This is a genomic window from Pseudomonas sp. P5_152 (assembly GCF_033989915.1).
GTDB lineage: Bacteria > Pseudomonadota > Gammaproteobacteria > Pseudomonadales > Pseudomonadaceae > Aquipseudomonas.
The window spans coordinates 2359945-2379887 of record NZ_JASFAH010000002.1 but is presented as its reverse complement, the minus strand read 5'-3'; the positions used below and the strand labels follow the sequence as shown (position 1 = coordinate 2379887).

At 62.9% G+C, this 19943-nt stretch carries 21 protein-coding genes; 14 read left to right on the top strand and 7 right to left on the bottom strand.

Features of this window, described 5'->3' with window-relative positions; all coding sequences use genetic code 11:
* The first annotated feature begins 59 nt into the window (after positions 1–59).
* From nrdR to QMK50_RS10790, 12 genes are all read left to right on the top strand, one after another.
* Positions 60–524, top strand: coding sequence for a transcriptional regulator NrdR (gene nrdR, locus QMK50_RS10845; protein ID WP_162530215.1), 465 nt, complete (start codon positions 60–62; stop codon positions 522–524).
* Positions 521–1654 carry a bifunctional diaminohydroxyphosphoribosylaminopyrimidine deaminase/5-amino-6-(5-phosphoribosylamino)uracil reductase RibD gene (gene ribD / locus QMK50_RS10840; protein ID WP_095166221.1) on the top strand — a complete coding sequence of 378 codons (1134 nt, stop codon included), beginning with the start codon at positions 521–523 and terminating at the stop codon, positions 1652–1654. Before nrdR ends, ribD begins: the two co-directional genes overlap by 4 nt.
* A gap of 44 nt (positions 1655–1698) precedes the next feature.
* Positions 1699–2364, top strand: a complete 666-nt coding sequence (locus QMK50_RS10835; RefSeq protein WP_320333106.1) for a riboflavin synthase — start codon at positions 1699–1701, stop codon at positions 2362–2364.
* Positions 2365–2395: 31 nt separating this feature from the next.
* Entirely contained in the window at positions 2396–3487 is a 1092-nt protein-coding gene (gene ribBA, locus QMK50_RS10830; protein WP_095166224.1) for a bifunctional 3,4-dihydroxy-2-butanone-4-phosphate synthase/GTP cyclohydrolase II, read from the top strand.
* Positions 3488–3578: 91 nt separating this feature from the next.
* The gene (gene ribE, locus QMK50_RS10825) at positions 3579–4055 is read left to right on the top strand and encodes a 6,7-dimethyl-8-ribityllumazine synthase (protein WP_003228649.1); all 477 of its coding nucleotides are present in this window, start codon (positions 3579–3581) and stop codon (positions 4053–4055) included.
* Positions 4052–4552, top strand: a complete 501-nt coding sequence (gene nusB, locus QMK50_RS10820) for a transcription antitermination factor NusB (RefSeq protein ID WP_056728930.1) — start codon at positions 4052–4054, stop codon at positions 4550–4552. The genes ribE and nusB overlap by 4 nt, the downstream gene beginning before the upstream one ends.
* A gap of 17 nt (positions 4553–4569) precedes the next feature.
* Positions 4570–5535: a thiamine-phosphate kinase gene (gene thiL / locus QMK50_RS10815; RefSeq protein WP_320333105.1), complete on the top strand. Its 966-nt coding sequence runs from the start codon at positions 4570–4572 to the stop codon at positions 5533–5535.
* Positions 5532–6035 carry a phosphatidylglycerophosphatase A gene (locus QMK50_RS10810; protein WP_320333104.1) on the top strand — a complete coding sequence of 168 codons (504 nt, stop codon included), beginning with the start codon at positions 5532–5534 and terminating at the stop codon, positions 6033–6035. Before thiL ends, QMK50_RS10810 begins: the two co-directional genes overlap by 4 nt.
* Positions 6036–6058: 23 nt before the next feature.
* Entirely contained in the window at positions 6059–6814 is a 756-nt protein-coding gene (locus QMK50_RS10805) for a transporter substrate-binding domain-containing protein (protein WP_320333103.1), read from the top strand.
* 109 nt (positions 6815–6923) lie between these two features.
* On the top strand, positions 6924–7541 hold the full coding sequence (ribA, locus tag QMK50_RS10800; protein WP_027617724.1) for a GTP cyclohydrolase II: 618 nt from the start codon (positions 6924–6926) through the stop codon (positions 7539–7541).
* Complete coding sequence (locus QMK50_RS10795; protein WP_159998151.1) at positions 7538–7957, top strand: MFS transporter; 420 nt, start codon at positions 7538–7540, stop codon at positions 7955–7957. The genes ribA and QMK50_RS10795 overlap by 4 nt, the downstream gene beginning before the upstream one ends.
* Positions 7957–8751 carry a cobalamin-binding protein gene (locus tag QMK50_RS10790; RefSeq protein ID WP_413787296.1) on the top strand — a complete coding sequence of 265 codons (795 nt, stop codon included), beginning with the start codon at positions 7957–7959 and terminating at the stop codon, positions 8749–8751. Before QMK50_RS10795 ends, QMK50_RS10790 begins: the two co-directional genes overlap by 1 nt.
* A 137-nt stretch (positions 8752–8888) precedes the next feature.
* On the opposite strand, the gene QMK50_RS10785 is transcribed toward QMK50_RS10790, so the two are convergent.
* The 6 genes from QMK50_RS10785 to QMK50_RS10760 form a co-directional block, all read right to left on the bottom strand.
* Positions 8889–10787, bottom strand: a complete 1899-nt coding sequence (locus QMK50_RS10785) for a TonB-dependent receptor domain-containing protein (protein ID WP_320333102.1) — start codon at positions 10785–10787, stop codon at positions 8889–8891.
* Between the two features lie 159 nt (positions 10788–10946).
* Positions 10947–12845 (bottom strand): 1-deoxy-D-xylulose-5-phosphate synthase, encoded by a 1899-nt coding sequence (gene dxs / locus QMK50_RS10780; RefSeq protein WP_320333101.1) that lies wholly within the window; start codon positions 12843–12845, stop codon positions 10947–10949.
* Between the two features lie 99 nt (positions 12846–12944).
* Positions 12945–13832: a (2E,6E)-farnesyl diphosphate synthase gene (gene ispA / locus QMK50_RS10775; RefSeq protein ID WP_320333100.1), complete on the bottom strand. Its 888-nt coding sequence runs from the start codon at positions 13830–13832 to the stop codon at positions 12945–12947.
* On the bottom strand, positions 13829–14071 hold the full coding sequence (locus QMK50_RS10770) for an exodeoxyribonuclease VII small subunit (RefSeq protein ID WP_095166242.1): 243 nt from the start codon (positions 14069–14071) through the stop codon (positions 13829–13831). Before QMK50_RS10770 ends, ispA begins: the two co-directional genes overlap by 4 nt.
* 143 nt (positions 14072–14214) lie before the next feature.
* Positions 14215–15405 (bottom strand): sensor domain-containing diguanylate cyclase, encoded by a 1191-nt coding sequence (locus QMK50_RS10765; protein WP_095166244.1) that lies wholly within the window; start codon positions 15403–15405, stop codon positions 14215–14217.
* A 62-nt stretch (positions 15406–15467) separates the two neighbouring features.
* A complete protein-coding gene (locus QMK50_RS10760) occupies positions 15468–16409 on the bottom strand; it encodes a LysR family transcriptional regulator (protein ID WP_237234944.1) in 942 nt (313 codons plus the stop codon).
* Positions 16410–16496: 87 nt separating this feature from the next.
* On the opposite strand from QMK50_RS10760, the gene QMK50_RS10755 reads away from it, so the two are divergent.
* Entirely contained in the window at positions 16497–17822 is a 1326-nt protein-coding gene (locus tag QMK50_RS10755) for an MFS transporter (protein ID WP_320333099.1), read from the top strand.
* A gap of 32 nt (positions 17823–17854) precedes the next feature.
* Positions 17855–18787, top strand: coding sequence for a carbon-nitrogen hydrolase family protein (locus tag QMK50_RS10750; protein WP_320333098.1), 933 nt, complete (start codon positions 17855–17857; stop codon positions 18785–18787).
* Between the two features lie 270 nt (positions 18788–19057).
* Here the strand turns inward: QMK50_RS10750 and QMK50_RS10745 are convergent, their stop codons facing one another.
* Positions 19058–19807, bottom strand: a complete 750-nt coding sequence (locus QMK50_RS10745; protein ID WP_320333097.1) for an XRE family transcriptional regulator — start codon at positions 19805–19807, stop codon at positions 19058–19060.
* Positions 19808–19943 lie beyond the last annotated feature (136 nt).

The window sequence follows — 19943 nt, the reverse complement described above, 5'->3', positions numbered from 1 at the left end:
GCTTGTCTTGCCACCGGGATGCGCTACCATGGCCCTCCCTTTTTTTGTTGCCTGCCACCATGCACTGTCCCTTCTGCGGTGCCAACGACACCAAGGTCATCGACTCCCGTCTGGTCGCCGAGGGCGAACAGGTGCGCCGCCGGCGTGAATGCCTGGCCTGCGGCGAACGTTTCACGACGTTCGAGACCGCCGAACTGGTGTTGCCGCGCCTGATCAAAACCGACGGCAGCCGCCAGCCGTTCGACGAAGAAAAACTTCGCGCGGGCATGCAGCGCGCCCTGGAAAAACGTCCAGTGAGCGTCGAGCGCCTGGAATCCTCCCTGGTGCACATCAAGCACAAACTGCGGGCAACCGGCGAGCGCGAAGTCAAATCGCTGGTGGTCGGTGAGCTGGTGATGGCCGAGCTGCAGAAGCTTGATGAAGTCGCCTACATTCGTTTCGCTTCGGTGTATCGCCGCTTCCAGGACCTCAACGAGTTCCGCGAAGAGATCGATCGCCTGGCCCGAGAACCGGTCAAACCATGACGATGTCCACTGAGCAAGCGATCCTCGACGCCCACTACATGGCGCGCGCGCTGGAACTGGCACGCAAGGGCCACTACAGCACCCATCCCAATCCGCGGGTCGGTTGCGTGATCGTGCGTGACGGGCAGGTCGTCGGCGAAGGCTGGCATGTGCGCACCGGCGAGCCGCATGCCGAAGTCCACGCCTTGCGCGCCGCCGGCGAGCAGGCGCGGGGCGCGACCGCCTACGTCACGCTCGAACCCTGCAGCCATCACGGCCGCACGCCACCGTGCGCCGATGGGTTGGTCACGGCGGGGGTAGCGCGCGTCGTTGCCGCCATGCAGGACCCCAACCCGGAAGTGGCCGGGCGTGGCCTGCAGCGCCTGGAACAGGCCGGCATCGCCACCACCTGCGGCGTGCTCGAAGGCGAGGCGCGCCAGCTCAACCAGGGTTTCCTCAAGCGCATGGAGCACGGCTTGCCGTTCGTGCGGGTCAAGTTGGCCATGAGCCTGGATGGGCGCACCGCCATGGCCAGCGGCGAAAGCCAATGGATTACCGGCCCGGCGGCGCGCTCCGCGGTCCAACGCCTGCGGGCGCAGGCCAGCGTGGTGTTGACGGGGGCCGACACGGTGCTGGCAGACGACGCGCGCCTGACTGTGCGCGCCGATGAGTTGGGGCTGGACGCCGAACAAAGCGCCCTGGCCATGAGCCGTCCACCGTTGCGGGTATTGATCGATGGTCGCCTGCGGGTGCCGCTCGATGCCCCGTTCTTCAAGGCCGGCCCGGCCCTGGTCGCCACCTGCGTGGCCGTGGAAGAGCAGTACGCCAACGGCCCCGAGTGCCTGATCGTGCCGGGTGAAGAGGGTCAGGTCGACCTTCGCAAGCTATTGCTCGAACTGGCCGCCCGCGGCGTCAACGAGGTGCTGGTGGAAGCCGGCCCAAGGCTGGCGGGCGCCTTTGCCCAGCAAGGCCTGGTGGACGAGTACCAGATCTTTGTCGCCGGCAAGTTCCTCGGCTCCACGGCGCGGCCATTGCTCGACTGGCCACTGACGCAAATGAAGGATGCGCCGGCACTGAAAATCACTGACATTCGTGCGGTTGGCGATGACTGGCGAGTCACCGCCATTCCCGTGCCGGCCGCAAGCGTATAATTCCCGGCTGCGGCCAAGAAGGTTTTGTTCTCGAGGAGGACTTCATGTTTACCGGCATCATCGAATCCATCGGCAGTATTCGTGCATTGACCCCAAAAGGCGGAGATGTACGGGTTCACGTAGCCACCGGCAAGCTCGACCTGAGCGATGTCAAACTGGGCGACAGCATTGCGGTCAACGGCGTCTGCCTGACGGCCGTCGAGCTGCCAGGCGACGGTTTTGCAGCGGACGTCAGTCGCGAAACCCTCGACTGCACCGCCATGAATGACCTCAAGAGCGGCAGCCCGGTCAACCTGGAAAAAGCCCTGACTCCGACCACCCGCCTGGGTGGCCACCTGGTCAGCGGTCACGTCGACGGCGTCGGCGAAGTGGTCGCCCGCACCGAAAACGCCCGGGCCGTGGAGTTCCGCATCCGTGCCCCGAAGGAACTGGCCAAGTACATCGCCCATAAAGGCTCGATCACCGTCGACGGCACGAGCCTGACGGTGAACGCGGTCGATGGCGCCGAATTCCTGCTGACGATCATTCCGCACACCTTGAGCGAAACCATCATGGCCGCGTATCAGCCGGGTCGCCGGGTGAACCTGGAAGTGGACCTGCTGGCCCGTTACCTGGAGCGACTGCTGCTGGGCGACAAGGCTGCGGAGTCGACTGCCGGCGGCACCATCACTGAAAGCTTTCTGGCCGCCAACGGCTACCTCAAATCCTGAAGCTCAAATTTCGAAAGAAGGGGGGTGCCGCGTGGCGCTCAATAGCATCGAAGAACTGGTTGAAGACATCCGCCAAGGCAAGATGGTCATCCTTATGGATGACGAAGACCGCGAGAACGAAGGCGACCTGATCATGGCCGCCGAGTGCTGCCAGGCTGAGCACATCAACTTCATGGCCAAGCACGCCCGTGGCCTGATCTGCATGCCGATGAGCCGCGAGCGCTGCGAACTGCTGAAGCTGCCCCTGATGGCGCCGCGCAACGGTTCCGGCTTTGGCACCAAGTTCACTGTGTCGATCGAAGCCGCCGAAGGCGTGACCACCGGCATCTCCGCCGCCGACCGTGCGCGTACGGTGCAGGCCGCAGCCGCCAAGGACGCCAAGGCTGAAGATATCGTCAGCCCGGGGCACATCTTCCCGCTGATGGCCCAGGCCGGCGGCACCCTGGCCCGCGCCGGCCACACTGAAGCCGCCTGCGACCTGGCGCGCATGGCCGGGTTCGAGCCGAGCGGGGTGATCTGCGAGGTGATGAACGACGACGGCACCATGTCCCGTCGTACCGAGCTGGAAGCCTTTGCCGCTGAACACAACATCAAGATCGGTACCATCGCCGACCTGATCCACTACCGGATGATCCACGAACGTACCGTTCAGCGGATTGCCGAGCAGCCACTGGACAGCGAACTGGGCCAATTCAACCTGGTGACCTATCGTGATTCGGTGGAAGGCGACGTGCACATGGCCCTGACCCTGGGCACCGTGTGCGCCGAAGAACCGACCCTGGTGCGGGTGCACAACATGGACCCGCTGCGCGACCTGTTGATGGTCAAGCAGCCGGGCCGCTGGAGCCTGCGCGCCGCCATGGCCGCGGTTGCCGAGGCGGGTAGCGGGGTGGTGCTGTTGCTCGGTCACCCGCTCGATGGCGACGTGTTGCTGGCGCATATCCGCGAAACCGCTGACCAGGCGGCGGTGAAAAAACCGACCACCTACAGCATCGTCGGTGCCGGTTCGCAGATCCTGCGCGACCTTGGCGTACGCAAAATGCGCCTGATGTCGGCGCCAATGAAATTTAATGCGATATCCGGTTTCGATCTGGAAGTTGTAGAATACGTGCCCTCCGAATAAAGGCCGGTGTTTTTCCACCCCTTGTTCGCGGTTCAAATATCACTGAGGGACGCGTACTGAACGCGTCCCGGCTCTTTAAGAGATTTGTCGAATGACCCTGAAGACCATCGAAGGTACCTTCATCGCCCCCAAAGGCCGCTACGCCCTGGTTGTTGGCCGTTTCAACAGCTTTGTTGTCGAAAGCCTGGTAAGCGGTGCGGTTGATGCCCTGGTTCGCCATGGCGTGAGCGAAAGCGACATCACCATCATCCGTGCCCCTGGCGCCTTCGAAATCCCGCTGGTTGCGCAGAAAGTCGCCCAGAAAGGCGAGTTCGCGGCAATCATCGCCCTGGGCGCGGTCATTCGTGGCGGTACTCCGCACTTCGAATACGTGGCAGGTGAATGCACCAAGGGCCTGGCCCAGGTGTCCATGGAGTTCGGCGTTCCAGTCGCTTTCGGCGTGCTGACCGTTGATTCCATCGAGCAAGCCATCGAACGTTCCGGCACCAAGGCCGGTAACAAAGGTGCCGAAGCTGCCCTGTCCGCTCTGGAAATGGTCAGCCTGCTGGCGCAGTTGGAGGCCAAGTGATTAGCGACGAAAGCGATCGTTTCAACCCGCGCGATCCAAAGCCTGCGGATGCTGGTAAACCATCGAAGAGCGTCAAGCGCCGCGAAGCCCGTCAGCTCGCGACCCAGGCTCTGTATCAATGGCACATGGCCAAGCAGTCTTTGAACGAGATCGAAGCGCAGTTCCGGGTCGATAACGATTTCAGTGATGTCGATGGCGCCTACTTCCGCGAAATCCTCCACGGGGTTCCGCAGTTCAAGACCGAAATCGACACCGCTCTCACGCCTTGCCTGGACCTGACCATCGACGAGCTCGACCCGGTTGAGCTGGCGGTATTGCGCCTGTCCACCTGGGAACTGCTCAAGCGCGTCGACGTGCCGTACCGCGTGGTGATCAACGAAGGCATCGAGCTGGCTAAAGTCTTCGGTTCCACCGATGGCCACAAGTTCGTCAACGGTGTCCTCGACAAGCTGGCCCCGCGCCTGCGTGAAGCTGAAGTGAAGGCGTTCAAGCGCTGATACGCGCTTGAGACCTCATGGGCGAGTTTGAGCTGATCCGCAACTACTTCGCCGCTGCGCCCTGTGCGCAGGCGGGCGATGGCGTTGCGCTGGGGATCGGCGACGACTGCGCCTTGCTCGCTGTTCCCGCAGGGGAACAGTTGGCGATCTCCACCGACACGCTGGTGACCGGTGTGCATTTCGCAGATCCCTGCGACCCGTTTTTGCTCGGTCAGCGTTCGCTGGCGGTGGCCGTCAGTGACCTGGCTGCCATGGGCGCCACCCCCGTAGCCTTTACCCTTGCCCTGACCTTGCCGACGGTAACCGCCGAATGGCTGGATGCCTATGCCCGTGGTTTGAACCAGATGGCGCAGAGCTGCGGCGTGCGGCTGGTGGGTGGCGATACCACGCGCGGCCCGCTGAGCCTGACCATGACCGTGTTCGGCCGTGTCCCGGCCGGCCAGGCCCTGACCCGCAGCGGTGCGCAGGTCGGCGACCTGCTGTGTGTTGGCGGCGAGCTGGGCAACGCCGCCGGGGCCTTGCCCCTGGTGCTCGGCCAGCGTACGGCGCCGGCCGCTATCGCCGAACCGTTGCTGGCGCACTACTGGTCGCCACAGCCGCAGCTGGCGTTGGGCCAGGCGTTGCGCGGCAAGGCCAGCGCGGCGCTGGATATCTCCGATGGCTTGCTCGCCGACTGCGGGCATATTGCCAAGGCGTCGGCTGTCGGCTTGCTGGTGGAGAATCAGAAACTGCCGCTGTCGGCGGCACTACTGGGGTTTCTCGGCGAGAATGCGGCCCGGGTGGCAGCGGTCAGCGGCGGTGACGACTACGTACTGGCGTTTACCTTGCCGCCGGCTCATCTGCCGACCCTGTTGGCCGAGGGCTGGCCGATCCACGTGGTCGGCCGGGTCGTGGCCGGGCAGGGCGTAACGCTGCTGGACGCCAATGGGCAGGACATCACCCCGAACATCCGGGGTTATCAACATTTCCAGGAGACACCGTGACAGATCATCCCAAACAGGTTCCGGCAAAGTTCGTGCCGCCATCGGTCTGGCGCAATCCCTGGCATTTCCTGGCCTTCGGCTTTGGCTCGGGCACCTTGCCCAAGGCACCCGGCACCTGGGGCTCGTTAGTTGCGCTACCCTTCATCCCGCTGTGGCAGATGCTGCCCGACTGGGGCTACTGGCTGATGCTGGGCATCACCATGCTGTTCGGCTTCTGGCTGTGCGGCAAAGTTGCCGACGACTTGCGCGTGCACGACCACGAGGGCATTGTCTGGGACGAAATGGTCGGGATGTGGATCACCCTGTGGCTGGTGCCGGAGGGATGGTACTGGTTGTTGGCGGGGTTCCTGATGTTCCGCTTTTTCGACATCCTCAAGCCATGGCCGATTCGCTGGATCGACCGGCATGTGCACGGCGGCATCGGGATCATGCTCGATGACGTGCTGGCGGGGGTCTTTGCCTGGCTGGGGATGCAGGGGCTGGTCTGGTATTTCACCTGAGGGACTGTTCGAGGGGCTAGGGAATGGTGCGGCGCGGTTGCTGGATCCTGCTGTTGGCTATGGTCTGCTCGGTCGCCCGTGCGGTGGAAGTGCCCGCTGTACCTGCGGTAATCCATCTGGCGAGCGAAGACTGGGAAGACTACACCGCTGCCGACGGGCACGGCCTGGCCTGGGACATCTTGCGTGAGGTGTTCGAGCCGGCCGGGGTCAAGCTGGATATCCGCATGGTGCCCTACACCCGCTCGATCGGCCTGGTCCAACTCAAGGAAGTCGATGCCCTGGTCGGGTCCTACCGGGACGAGGCCAAGGGCGTGCTGTACCCGCACTGGAACTTTGACTCCGACCACATCTATGCCCTCGGCCTGGCGAGCAGTCCGGCACCGACCCAGGCCACGCTGGGCAAGTACCGCCTGGCCTGGGTGCGCGGCTACCGTTACGAAAATTACCTGCCCAATGTGCGCCGCTATAACCAGATCGAGCGCCGCACCGGCATCCTGCCGATGCTCCAGCAGGGTCGTGCGGACTATTACATCGACGCCCAGACCGAGGTCGAGGCGGTGCTCAAAGGCGCCGTCGATTCGCAGCAGTTTCGCTATACCCATCTGGCCGAGCTGCCGCTGTTCCTCGGTTTTGCCGATACCTCCCAGGCCAGGTCGCTGATGAAGCTGTATGATCAGCGCATGACCCTGCTGGTCGGCAACGGCGGGCTGAAACCGATTTTCGAACGCTGGAAACAACCGTATCCGTTTGAGGGCAACCTGATGCCCGCCGGCCAGTGATCAAACTATTTGATCGTTATGGCCGATAATTCAGCCTAAGCGTGGTTCGGAACCTGCTGTTACAATGCCGCCTCTGCGAATCTCCAGTACATAGATCAGGAGCACACCGGTGCCTGTCGTTTTTGTTGCCGCTTCCAAGCTGCCAACGCCTTTTGCGCAATTCACCATGCATGGCTTTCTCGATGAGTCCACTGGCCGCGAGCACGTCGTGTTGAGCTTGGGTGATGTGGCCGATGGTGCCCCGGTACTCGGCCGGCTGCACTCCGAGTGCCTGACCGGCGATGCCTTGTTCAGCCAGCGTTGCGACTGCGGCTCACAATTGGAAGCCGCCTTGCAGGCCATCGCCCGCGAAGGCCGTGGCGTGTTGCTGTACTTGCGCCAGGAGGGCCGGGGCATTGGCCTGCTGAACAAAATCCGCGCCTATGAGTTGCAAGATGGCGGTGCTGATACCGTTGAAGCCAACGAGCGCCTGGGTTTTGCCGCTGACCAGCGTGACTACGCCATGTGCCTGCCGATGCTCGAGCACCTGGGCGTCAAATCCCTGCGCCTGATGACCAACAACCCGCGCAAGGTCAAGGCATTGACCGACATGGGCATCGTGGTTGCCGAACGCGTGCCGTTGCACACCGGCCACAATCCGCACAACAAACTCTACCTGGCGACCAAGGCCAGCAAGCTCGACCACATGATGGGCAACGAGCACCAGGGCGAGGCAGACCGGGCGTGACCCGCGGCCAGGTTCGGCGGCGCCTGTCCGTCAATTGGTGGCAATACTTCGCGCTGGCCCTGCTGCCGTTGCTGGTGATCAATGGCCTGTTTGGCGAGGGTGAAGCCCTGGCTCCGATCCTGGCGATGCCGTTCTTCATCGCCGGCATGGCCTCGATGTTCGTCAGCCTGAAATTTTTCGGTGCCTACAAGCACGGCTTGATCGCCACCCAAAAAGCCCTGGACACCGCCGATGAACCGGCGGCCTGGATCGCCCTGGCCGCTCAGCGCCGCAGCGCCATGCTGGTGGCCTCCCTGCCGGCCTGGATCGGCGCGCTGGCGGTGTTCGTCGGCCTGGAGGCGGTGCCTCTGGTGCTGCTGGGGTTGGCCACTGGCGTGCTGTTCTACCTCTACCGTATTCCGCGTCAACTCGGCTGATGGGGCGCTGGCTGGCGCTGCTGTTGGTCCTCAGTGGCCCAGCGGCCGCCGTGGAGCGAGTAGTCAGCCTGGCACCGTCCCTGTCGGAAATCGTTGTCGAGCTGGACTCGGCCGACCTGCTGGTCGGCGTGCTCGATGCCGGCGAGCGTCCGCCAGCCCTTGAGTCCGTGCCATCGGTGGGCCGTTATGGCCAGTTGGACATGGAACGCCTGCTCAGCCTCAAGCCCGATCTGTTGCTGCTCTGGCCCGGTAGTGTCGGCCCGGCACAGCGCGAACAACTGAGCCGGCTGGGCATCCCCACCTACGTCGCCGAACCCCACAGCCTCAACCAATTGACTACCCAGATCGAAGACATTGCCCGGCAACTGGGACGAGCCGAACGTGGGCAAGCACTGGCGGCCGACCTGCGTCGGCAATTGGATGGCTTGCGCCAGCGCTACCGGCGCGAGGTGCCGCTGCGGGTGTTCTATCAGGTCTGGGACCAGCCGCTATACACCGTGGGCGGCGGGCAGATCATCAGCGACGCGCTAGAGGTGTGTGGCGCGCGGAATGTGTTCGCCGACCTGCGCCTGCCGGCGCCGCAGGTCAGCATCGAGTCGGTACTGGCGCGTAATCCGCAGGTGATCCTCGCCAGCAGCCAGGCTCAGCTCGATGCCTGGAAAGCCTGGCCACAGGTCACGGCGGTGAGTAGTGGGCAATTACTGCGGGTGACCGACAAAGGCCTGGAGCGGCCGAGCGGGCAGATGATCGAAGCGACGGCGGCGTTGTGCCGGTTGATAGCGCCTGGTCGGTAAGACCGAGGTGCGGCTATCGCGAGCAGGCTCGCTCCCACAGTGGCTTTGGGTGTTCGCAGGTTTTGCATACACCCGCCCGGCCTTTGTGGGAGCGAGCCTGCTCGCGAAGAGATGGCCGCAACACCGCTGATCTCAGTTCAGAGCTGCGGCATCCACGTCACCCCGAACATCAACGCCCGGCCTTCCTCGCGATAACCGTACTGCTCGCCTTGGTACTGGTACAGCGCGCGGCTGTAGTCCTTGTCCAGCAGGTTGTCGATTTTCATCTGCAGGGTGACTTGGTGGTTCACCGCCCAACTGCTGCGCAGGCTCAGCAGGCCATAGCCGCCCAGGGGCTGGAGGTTCTTCTCGTCGTCGTAGCTGCTGCTCACCACTTGCCAGGTCGCCCCCAGTCCGAGCTGGTCGAACTGCCGGTCCAGGTCCAGGTTCAAGGTGCGGCGGGCACGGCGGGCGAGGGTGTGGCCGCTGTCGCGGTCCCGTGGGTCGATGATCGAGACGCCCAGGTTGCTCTGCCAGCCGAACAGCTCCTGCTTGAGGGCTGCCTCGAAGCCGTTGATCCGCGCCGAGGCGACGTTTTCCGGGCGGCTGCCATAGATGATCGCGTCTTCGAGGTCGGTGCGGTAGAGCGAGGCTTCCAGTCGGCTGCTGTCAGTCAGTTGGCTGCGCCATTGCAGTTCGTAGCTCTTTGAGGTTTCAGGCTTCAGGCCCGGGTTGTTGTAGTCCGGGTAGTAAAGGTCGTTGAAGGTCGGCGCCCGGAAACCTTCGCTGTAAGTCAGCAGCAAGTCATTGTCGGCGTTCAGCGGCAGGGTGAAGGTGCCGCTCCAGCTGTTCTGGCTGCCGAACTGTTGATTGTCGTCGCGGCGCAGGCCCAGTTCGGTAGAGAAGTGCTCGGCAGTGAAATGATGCTGAATGAACGCGGCGCGGTTCCAGCGGCTGTCTTCACCTAAAGCGGCGCGCGCGCCGTAGTAGTCAAAGTCGCTGTTGACCCGATCTTCGTACCAGTCACCCCCCAGGATCAGGCTGTTCTGCTCGTTGAGGGTCAGGTCGTTCTGCCAATTCACGGAGTCGCGGTAGGTGTTGAATACCGAGTCTTCAGTGCTGAGCTTGTCGCGGGTTTGTTCGCGGTTCTCGCTGTGGCCCAGTTCGACGCGCGTCTTCCAGGCCTGGTTGACGCGGGCATCGAAATAGCCGCTGACGCTACTGACGTTGAAATCGCTGTAGGGCTTTTGTTGGTAGCTTTGCCCCGTGCTTGAGTCGTAGCGACCGAACGGGCTATCGAACTCGCTCTTGCCGCGGTTATCCAGCACGTTGAAACCGACTTCCAGGTCGTCACTCAAACCATGGCTCAGGCTCAGGCTCAGCGCCTGGTTGCGGTAGGCGTCGTGATCGCCATCGCTGGGGTAGGACTGGTGGGTGCGGTCGATCCCGGCAGTTTCATCCAGGCTGGCGCCGAGGTTGAAGCGGGTGTTGGCATCGCCACCGGACAGGCCGAGGCTACGCTCCCAGGTCTGGTTGCTGCCCAACCCCATGTGCAGGCGTGGCTGCAGGCCGGGCTCGGCACTGCGCCGGGTGAAGATCTGAATCACCCCGCCAATCGCATCGCTGCCATAAATCACCGAGCGTGAGCCGCGCAACACTTCCACGCGCTCGACCTGTTCGATGTTGATGTGCTGCAGGTTGCTGTCGCCCGAGGTCGAATTGCCGATGCGCTGGCCGTCGACCAGCACCAGGCTTTGCGCGGATTTGGTGCCACGAATGGAAATCCCCGGCAGGCTGCCGCGCCCGCCCGCCTGGGTGACTTGCACCCCCGGCACCCGGCTCAGCAGGTCGGTGACGCTGGAGGGTTGCAGGCGGTCGATATCATCACGGGTGAACACCGTGTTGGCTGCACTGCTGTCATTGCGGGCTTCGACCTGGCGATTGGCGCTGATCAGGACTTCGGGCAGCTTCAGTGCCTGGTCGCGTTCGAAGGTGTCGGCCAGCAGTGGGCCGGCCGGCAGCAGGGTCAGCGTCATGGCAAGGCGGGAGAGTTTCATTGGCAGTCCATCGGCGTTGGAGCGAGTATAGTTTTGAAAAGCATGAAACCAATGTGGGAGCGAGCTTGCTCGCGATGACGGTCTGTCAGTCAACGAATATGTCGACTGTCAGACCGTCATCGCGAGCAAGCTCGCTCCCACAGGGTTTTGTATGTGTCTTTAGATGTTAAGCAGTTGCAAGCGCTGGCGAATCGACGCTTCGATTCCCGCCTCATCCAGCCCGCACTCGGCCAGCATTTGCGCCGGTTTGGCGTGTTCGACGTAGCTGTCCGGCAAGCCCAGGTGCAGCATCGACTTGAGGATGTTCTCGCGGGCGAGGAATTCGCTGACCGCACCACCGGCGCCGCCCATGATTGCGTTTTCTTCGATGGTCACCAGCAGCTCGTGGCTGGCGGCAATCTCACGCACCAGCGCTTCATCCAGCGGCTTGACGAAGCGCATGTCGACCACGGTCGCATCCAGGGTCTCGGCGACTTTCAGCGCTTCGGCCAGTTGCACGCCGAACACCAGCAGGGCGACGGTGCTGCCTTGGCGGCGCACCATGCCCTTGCCGATCTCGATCGGCTCCAGGTCTTTGTCGATCGTTGCGTTCGGGCCGTTGCCGCGTGGATACCGGACTGCCGCCGGGCCGTTGTACAGGTGGCCGGTGGTGAGCATCTTGCGCAGTTCGTTCTCGTCGCTTGGGGTCATCACCAGCATCCCGGGGATGCAGCGCAGGAACGACAGGTCGAAGCTGCCGGCGTGGGTCGGACCGTCTTCGCCCACCAGGCCGGCGCGGTCGATGGCGAACAGCACATCGAGGTTCTGCACCGCCACATCATGCACCAGCTGGTCGTAGCCACGCTGCAGGAAGGTCGAGTAGATCGCCACCACCGGTTTTGCGCCTTCGCAGGCCATGCCGGCGGCAAGGGTCACCGCGTGTTGCTCGGCGATCGCCACGTCGAAATAGCGCAGCGGGAAACGTTCGCTGAACGCCACCAGGTCGGAGCCTTCCTTCATCGCCGGGGTAATCCCCACCAGGCGCGGGTCGGCAGCGGCCATGTCGCACAGCCATTCGCCAAACACACCGGAATACTTCGGCCCGCTGGCTTTCTTCGGCGCGGCGGCCGGGGCATCCAGGGGTTCGAGCTTGGTGATGGCGTGGTAGCCGATCGGATCGACTTCCGCCGGGGCGAAACCTTTGCCTTTTTTGGTCACCACATGCAGGAACTGCGGCCCCTTGAGGTCACGCATGTTGCGCAGCGTGGCGATCAGGGTCGGCAGGTCGTGGCCGTCGATCGGCCCGATGTAGTTCCAGCCCAGCTCTTCGAACAGGGTGCCGGGGACCAGCATGCCCTTGGCGTACTCTTCGGTGCGGCGGGCGATTTCCCAGGCGCCAGGCAGGCGCGACAGGACCTTTTTGCTGCCCTCGCGCATGCTCGCGTAAGTGCGGCTGGAAAGGATCTTGGCCAGGTAATTGGACAGCCCGCCAACATTGCGCGAGATCGACATGTCGTTGTCGTTGAGGATCACCAGCATGTTGGCGTCGACTTCGGGCGCATGGTTCAGCGCCTCGAAGGCCATGCCAGCGGTCAGGGCGCCGTCGCCGATCACCGCGATGGCCTTGCGATCACTGTTCTGCAGGCGGGCGGCAATGGCCATGCCCAGCGCTGCGCTGATCGAGGTGCTGGAGTGGCCGACGCCAAAGGTGTCGTATTCGCTTTCGGAGCGGCGCGGGAAGGCGGCGATCCCGTCTTTCTGGCGCAGGGTGCCCATGCGCTCACGACGACCGGTGAGAATTTTGTGCGGATAAGCCTGATGACCCACGTCCCACACCAGCCGGTCGTCCGGGGTGTCGAACACGTAATGCAGCGCGATGGTCAGCTCGATCACGCCCAGGCCAGCACCAAAATGCCCACCGGTCTGACCGACCGTGTAGAGCAATTCCAGGCGCAACTCATCGGCCAGGGTTTCCAGCTCGGCTTCGCCTAACCGGCGCAAGCCGTCCGGCGTGTTGGCACGGTCGAGCAGGGGCGTGGTCGGGCGCTTGCGGGGAATCTCATGAAACGTCGTGGGCATCAGGCGAATCGTTATAGGTATAAAAGATGCGGCAGTTTACCTGATGCAGCGCACGCTGCCCACGCAGAGCGCGGAACTTGCTGGGCAGCGTGCACCGGATCAGTTGCGACGGTCGACGATATAGCGGGCCAGATCGCGCAGCGGCTCGGCCGACGCGTCAAACGGTCGCAGCGCGTGCAGGGCCTGATCGCGCAGTTCCAGGGCATAGGCCTTGGCTGCTTCGAGGCCGAGCAGGGCCGGGTAGGTCGGTTTGTCCCGGGCAATATCGGCGCCCTGGCGTTTGCCCAGGGTCTGGGTATCGCTTTCGACGTCGAGAATGTCGTCCTGCACCTGGAACGCCAGGCCGATGGCCTGGGCATAGGTCTGCAGCGCCTTGAGCTCGCTCTTCTCGGCCCGACCACTGGCCAGGGCGCCGAGCTTGACGCTGGCCTCGATCAGCGCGCCGGTCTTGTGCCGATGCATGTATTCCAGGGCTTGCTGGTCGAGCTTGATGCCCACCGAACCGAGGTCGATGGCCTGGCCGCCGACCATGCCGGCCGGGCCTGCCGCCAACGCCAGGGCGCTGACCATTTGCAGGCGGATCTCGGCATCGGCGTTATTCAAGCGCGGGTCGAGCAGGGCGCTGAAAGCCAGGCTCTGCAGGCCGTCACCGGCGAGAATCGCGCAGGCTTCATCGAATTTCTTGTGCGTGGTGGGCTGGCCGCGACGCAGGTCGTCGTCGTCCATGGCCGGCAAATCGTCATGCACCAGCGAGTAAGCGTGGATCAATTCGACCGCACAGGCCGCGCCATTGGCTTGCTCAGCCTCGCCGCCCAAGGCCTGGCAGGCGGCGTAAGCCAGGAGCGGGCGCACGCGCTTGCCACCGTTCATCACGCTGTAGCGCATGGCTTCGTACAAGCGCGCGAGCTCCGGGCTCGGCGCGCCGAACAGGCTTTCCAACGCGGCGTTGACCCGGGCCTGACTGCTGGCCGAATACGCCGCGATCATTCTGGTTGATCCGCGTCGAAAGGCGCCTCGGCCAGTTCGCCATCGCGCTCCAGCAGCACCTGGACCTTCTGCTCGGCCTGTGCCAGTGCGGCCTGGCAATCGCGGGTCAGGCCGATGCCTTGTTCGAAGGCGGTCAGCGAGTCTTCCAGCGACAGCTCGCCGTTCTCCAGACGCTCAACCAGCGTTTGCAGGTCGGCGAGGGATTGTTCGAAATCCAGTGCAGCTTTTTTGCGGGCCATGGCGGCTATCCAGGTGACATTTGAACCGGCGCGACACTAGCAGATAGGGGGGGGATCAGCAACGCGGAGGCCATTGGAATGGCTTGATGCCGGCCGAGAGCAGGCATTGTCGCCTTCACCTCTAACATGCCTGCTGCGGTTCTTCATCCGGCGACACTTCCACCCTGCACTCGCGCCACGGCCGCCGGCCCCGCGACCTGCACTCGGTTGCGGCCCTTGGCCTTGGCCACGTACAGCGCTTCATCGGCCTGTGAAAGCAGGCGCACCAAGTTGTAGCCAGCCTCAACGCTGGTCACGACGCCAATACTGACGCTGAGCAGGCCCGGTTCAAGTAGCGTGAGCTCGGCAAATGCCTGGCGAATGCGTTCGGCGACCAGTACGGCGTGCTGCAAGTCTGAGTCGCGCAGCACACAGGCAAACTCTTCGCCGCCGATGCGGGCGAAGACATCTGGTTTGCGCAGGTTGGATTGGATGACCCGGGCGAACGCAATCAGGGCCTGGTCGCCGATGTGGTGGCCGAAGGTGTCGTTCAGGCGCTTGAAGTAGTCCAGGTCGCACAGCAGCAGGGCCGCAGGCTGCTCGCGTTGAGCGCAGTCCTTGAGCAGTTGCCCGCCATGCAACATGAAGGCGCGGCGGTTGCCGGCACCGGTGAGGGCATCGCACAGGGCGGCAGCCTTGAAGCGCAGTTCGGCGCGCTCCTTGACCATTGCCAGGGTCACGTAGCCGATGCCGATCACATACAGCATCGACTCGAACAGCATGAACGAGAAAAATCCCACCCCGGTGCCGGCCCCACGCAGTGCCTGATCCAGGGGCAGGCCCAGATCGGTCAGGCTGCGCACGGCATAGAACAGGGTGTGCAGAACGGTGAGGATCAGCGCTGGCAGGTAGGCGACTTCAAGGGTCTTGCGGCCGTGCACAAACTCCAGGATGGTCAATACCCCGTAGCCGGCCGCCAGCACCGAGTAGGCGAACACCCGAACGGGCAGGGAGGCATAGAACACCGGCACCAGGCACAGGCTCAGCCAGATGCCCGCCCCGGCGAGTATCCCCGGCACAGAAGGCGAACGCCCGGTGAACACTCGCATGGCGGTCCAGCTCATCGCTGCGCTCAGCAACAGCACCACATTGCCCAGCACGATGGGCACAGCATCGAAGCCCAGGTCCCGCAGGCTGACCAGCACCATGCCCAGGGCCGCCAGCAGCATCATGGACCCCAGGTAGGCCAGCGAGCGATCGCGGGTCTCGCGCAACCAGGCGTGCACGGTCAACAGCCCCATCAGGATGAATACAAACACCGAGACCACTAAGAGAGTCGGGATGTGCAAGGGCATGTGTGGGGTTCTCGTTGAGTGTTCGCGTGGCAGTGGGGGGGAAGGAGCGGTTGTCGCCAATTCTAAACCGGCGTCAACGACCCCCGCTGCAACTCCTGGGTGGTATCGATAATGAAATTACGCAGCCAGCGGTTGTGCGGGTCGTCGTTGTGTTCCACGTCCCAGACCATGAACACACGAAAGGCCGGGACAAAAATCGGCACCGGGCTGACCGTCAGTCGGGCAATCCGGGCGTAGGACAGCGCCGCAAAGGTCGGCAGGGTGGCGATCACATCGCTGTTGACCAGCGTCGCCAGGGCCCCGGAAAAGTGGGTAAAGGACGCTGAAACCCGACGCGGGATGCCTTCACTTTCCAGCAGGTCATCGACGAAACCACGGCGGCCATCGAAGGATACCCGCACATGTTCGTGGCGCAGGTATTCGTCGCGACTGATAGGACTCTGCAGGTTGAGACGTGGTCCGTCATACAGGCAGGAGTAGGACGAAGAGAACAGCACTTGAGAGGAGTAGTGCGAGGTGACTTCCTTGGGTTCGGAACACAAGACCATGTCGATGGCCGGGTCCGCCAGGGCGTTTTTCCACAGTGAGCTGTTGGTCTGGTGAAAGGCGAAACTCACTGACAGGCCGCGGGCCTTGGCCTCGTTGACCAGCCTGGGCGACAGGTAACTTTCGATGTCGTCCGACAGGGCGATGTTGAACACCCGGTTGGATGACTCGGCGGCAAACTGCGGCTGGCGATCGACAATCGCGCTGACGGCTGTCAGCGCTTCCATCACCTTGGGTGCGATCTCCAGTGCCCGAGGTGTCGGCACCATGCCGGTGCCGGTGCGCAGAAACAGTTCGTCGTGAAACTGTTCGCGCAACCGCTTGAGCGAAGAGCTCACCGCCCCTTGAGTCACGTGCAGCACGGCAGCCGTGCGGGTCACGCTGCGCTCGGTCATCAGGCACTGGAAGATGATTAACAGATTGAGGTCGACCCTACTGATATTAGAAATTCTAATCATGGGTATCTCTAGTATTCGTTTGATTAATTAACCTGCGGATTCTTAATCTCAACCCAGGCAAACACAACAACAATCGAGAACCTCAGCATGCAACAGACGATAGCGCGAACGGATCAACCTGAAGGCATAGCGTCATCCAGCGCCGCGGCGGAACTGCGCAAACGTGCAGTGGCCGTCGGTATCGGCAACTTCATGGAGTGGTTCGACTTTGCCATCTACGGCTACTTCGCCGCGGTGATCGGCCAGATCTTCTTCCCATCCACCCAGCCCGGCGTCTCGCTGCTGTCGTCGCTGGCGGTGTTCGCCGTGGGGTTTCTCGCCCGGCCATTGGGCGCCGTGGTGCTGGGGCCGATTGGCGACAAGCTGGGGCGACGCGCGGTGCTGATCATCACGGTGTTCGGCATGGGGCTGGCGACCACGCTGATCGGCCTGCTGCCGGACTACGCGAGCATCGGCATTGCTGCGCCGATATTGCTGGTGGCCCTGCGCTTCTTGCAGGGAATGATGGTCGGAGGTGAGTGGTCCAGCGCCGGGATCTACATCGTCGAAAGTGCCCCGGCCAATCGCCGCGCCACCGCTGCCAGCGTGATTACCGGTACGGCCGGCGCAGCATTTCTTTGCGGTACGGCGATTGCGGCGATCATCACCAGTTCAATGTCCGAGGAGGCAGTGGCTCAGTGGGGATGGCGAGTACCGTTCGTTGCCTCCATCGTCATGGCGGGCGTGGCCATGTACATCCGCCGCAAACTGGGTGACACCCCGGTCTACGAGGAGCTTGAACGCAAGCGGGCCAACAACACCCTGGAAACCGTATCCAGCCGGGCCAAATGGCGCGCGTTCGTGATTTCCTTCGCATTCTCTGCCTTGTTCGGCGTGTCGCTGTACTACTTCATCACCTACGCCAACACCCACCTGACGCAAACCGTCGGCCTGAGCAAATCCACGGCCCTGTGGCTGTGCAGCCTGACCCTGGTGATCTACACCTTGCTCAACCCGATTGTCGGGCGCCTCAGCGATCGTTTTGGTCGTCGTCCTTTTGTCCTCAGCGCTGCATTCGGCCTGACCGTGCTGGCCTACCCGGTGTTTCTGTTGATGAACACCGGCCACTACGGGGCAATCCTCCTGGGATTGCTGATCATGGCGCTGCTGGTGGCGATCACTGCGGTGATGGACGTGGTGTTGCTGGTGGAAGTGTTCCCAGCGTCGATCCGCTCCACCGGCGCCGCAGTCGGGCACAACGTGGCGTTGGCCCTGCTGGCTGGCCCGGGCCCGTTCATTGCCGTGGCACTGATCCAGGCCACCCACAACCCGAACATTCCTGCCGTGTACCTGGCCGCCGTGTCACTGGCCTGCTTCATCGTGCTCTGGTTCCTGCTGCCGGAAACCAAGGACCGCGACATCACTCGTGGTTAATCCCCATCTTCTTCTGACACAAGGCAAGGCTCATGTTTAAAGCAGCTGTAGTGCAAGCGTCTTCCATTCCGTTCGAGCCGCAACTGAGCGCCGAAAAAGCGGCCGGCCTGATCCGCCAGGCCGCCGCCCAGGGCGCCACGCTTGCGGTGTTCCCCGAGGCCTTCCTCGGCGGCTACCCCAAGGGCGCCGCCTTCGGTACCGTCATCGGCAGCCGCAATGCCACCGGCCGCGCGCACTTCGAGCGCTACATGGACGGCGCAGTCACCCTCGACGGCCCGGAACTGGCCCGTCTCAGCGAAGTGGCGAATGAAACCGGCCTGCATGTGGTCATGGGCATCATCGAGCGCCTGGGCCGCACGCTGTATTGCACCGCCGTGACCCTGGCCCCGGGCCAAGGCATTGCCGGGTATCACCGCAAACTGATGCCGACCGGCCAGGAGCGGATCATCTGGGGCTTCGGCGATGGCTCGACCATCGCCCCGGTGGACACCCCCTTCGGCCGCCTGGGCAGCGTCATCTGCTGGGAAAACTACATGCCCGCCCTGCGCCAGGCCATGTACGCCCAAGGCACCGAAATCTACTGCGCGCCCACCGCCGACGACCGCCCAACCTGGGCCTCATCGATGGTGCACATCGCCCTCGAAGGCCGGGTCCACGTCCTGTCCGCCTGCCAGGCCATCACCCTGGCCGAATACCCGGCCAGCTACCGCGAAGACTTCAACCTCCAGGCCCAGGACGCCGACTACATCATGCACGGCGGCAGCATGATCGTCAGCCCGACCGGCGAAGTGTTGGCAGGGCCAGTGTTTGACCAGGAAACCATCCTGTACGCCGAAATCGACCTGTCCATCGGCCGCGCCAGCAACCTTGATTTTGACGTGTGCGGGCACTATTCGCGGCCGGAGGTGTTTCAGTTGAAGGTGAATACAGCGCCGATGCAGGCGGTGGTGTTTGGGGAGGGGTGATTTGCGTAGAGAGGGGGTTTAACGGGCATTAAAAAGCCGGCTTGTGGCCGGCTTCTCGGGGACTGGCTTGGTTTATTTTTGGTAAACCGTACCAGCCTTCAAAACGTACACCCGGATCTTGCGTCCGGCTGTGGGACTTGGCGAGAAAGTCATCTGCCTTGTCGGTGCGATCGGACCGGCGCGGGGCGGGTCGATGCAAATGTGGTGCGCAGCATACTGATTTTTTTGGGGAATTCCCAGTGCGATGTGTATTGCAGGGCGTTGCGGTGGTCATGCAAAGGGTACTGGCGGGCGCTGTTTGTTGAGGGTGGACCACCAGAACACCCAGCCGAGGACGTCGATATCCTGTTTTTTGATTTGTTCGGCGCTGAAGATTTCGTCCGGATAGCCACTGCTGTTGTGGCTGCGCAAGCGCAGGGCGCCGCCGGGGAGGCGGTGCAGGTATTTGATGCGCAGCATGCCGGCGTGCTGGAGGGCGTAGATCTGGCCGTCGATGATCTGGGTCAGGCTGCGGTCGATGGCCAGGGTCGAGCCGTCTTCGATTCTCTCCGACATGCTGTCGCCGACCATGGGCACGCAGATGGCGTGGATGGGTTTGACTTCCAGGTTCTCCAGGTAGCGACGGGGCAGGCGAACGGCTTCGCCGGGGATTGCGACGACATGGGTGTCGCTGGAGCCGAGGGCTTTGGGCTGTTCTTTGTAGAGCGGGAGTTCGATGTCTGGGGAGTCGGCACAGGTGTGGTACTGCCCGCGCGACTCTTGGGTGTCCAGTTGGGTGGCAATCGGTTCGCAAGTTTGGCCGATGACGGGATGCTTGGGGCCTTCGCCATTGATCAGCCATTGGCTGTTGACGCTCAGCAGGCGGGCGATTTCTTCGACGCGGGGGTAGGGCACGCCGCGGATGTACCAGTTGTTGATGTGCTGGGGCTCGACGTTGCAGAAGGTAGCAAACTCCGAGGGGGTGATTTTCACCTCCTTGAGGAGTGCCTTGAAGCGTGGGCCGCATTTGTGTTTTTTCATAAACGCGGATTTTACTCAGTCAACTAACGGTATTGAATAAACAAACCGATCAATTTACGCAGGAATATCCGCTTGTTTTGCAAGAGCTTGTAAGTGAGTGATAAACGCAACTAAACAACCTTCCAAATTGTATTAA

What these genes read in the sequence shown, in the direction of transcription:
- QMK50_RS10770 (WP_095166242.1), bottom strand. Translation starts at nt 14,071, where the DNA reads ATGGCCCGCAAAAAAGCTGCACTGGATTTCGAACAATCCCTCGCCGAC.
- ribD (WP_095166221.1), top strand. Translation starts at nt 521, where the DNA reads ATGACGATGTCCACTGAGCAAGCGATCCTCGACGCCCACTACATGGCG.
- QMK50_RS10790 (WP_413787296.1), top strand. Translation starts at nt 7,957, where the DNA reads ATGGGGCGCTGGCTGGCGCTGCTGTTGGTCCTCAGTGGCCCAGCGGCC.
- QMK50_RS10755 (WP_320333099.1), top strand. Translation starts at nt 16,497, where the DNA reads ATGCAACAGACGATAGCGCGAACGGATCAACCTGAAGGCATAGCGTCA.
- QMK50_RS10765 (WP_095166244.1), bottom strand. Translation starts at nt 15,405, where the DNA reads ATGCCCTTGCACATCCCGACTCTCTTAGTGGTCTCGGTGTTTGTATTC.
- QMK50_RS10805 (WP_320333103.1), top strand. Translation starts at nt 6,059, where the DNA reads ATGGTGCGGCGCGGTTGCTGGATCCTGCTGTTGGCTATGGTCTGCTCG.
- QMK50_RS10835 (WP_320333106.1), top strand. Translation starts at nt 1,699, where the DNA reads ATGTTTACCGGCATCATCGAATCCATCGGCAGTATTCGTGCATTGACC.
- QMK50_RS10745 (WP_320333097.1), bottom strand. Translation starts at nt 19,807, where the DNA reads ATGAAAAAACACAAATGCGGCCCACGCTTCAAGGCACTCCTCAAGGAG.
- dxs (WP_320333101.1), bottom strand. Translation starts at nt 12,845, where the DNA reads ATGCCCACGACGTTTCATGAGATTCCCCGCAAGCGCCCGACCACGCCC.
- QMK50_RS10785 (WP_320333102.1), bottom strand. Translation starts at nt 10,787, where the DNA reads ATGAAACTCTCCCGCCTTGCCATGACGCTGACCCTGCTGCCGGCCGGC.
- QMK50_RS10750 (WP_320333098.1), top strand. Translation starts at nt 17,855, where the DNA reads ATGTTTAAAGCAGCTGTAGTGCAAGCGTCTTCCATTCCGTTCGAGCCG.
- QMK50_RS10760 (WP_237234944.1), bottom strand. Translation starts at nt 16,409, where the DNA reads ATGATTAGAATTTCTAATATCAGTAGGGTCGACCTCAATCTGTTAATC.
- ribE (WP_003228649.1), top strand. Translation starts at nt 3,579, where the DNA reads ATGACCCTGAAGACCATCGAAGGTACCTTCATCGCCCCCAAAGGCCGC.
- thiL (WP_320333105.1), top strand. Translation starts at nt 4,570, where the DNA reads ATGGGCGAGTTTGAGCTGATCCGCAACTACTTCGCCGCTGCGCCCTGT.
- ispA (WP_320333100.1), bottom strand. Translation starts at nt 13,832, where the DNA reads ATGATCGCGGCGTATTCGGCCAGCAGTCAGGCCCGGGTCAACGCCGCG.
- nrdR (WP_162530215.1), top strand. Translation starts at nt 60, where the DNA reads ATGCACTGTCCCTTCTGCGGTGCCAACGACACCAAGGTCATCGACTCC.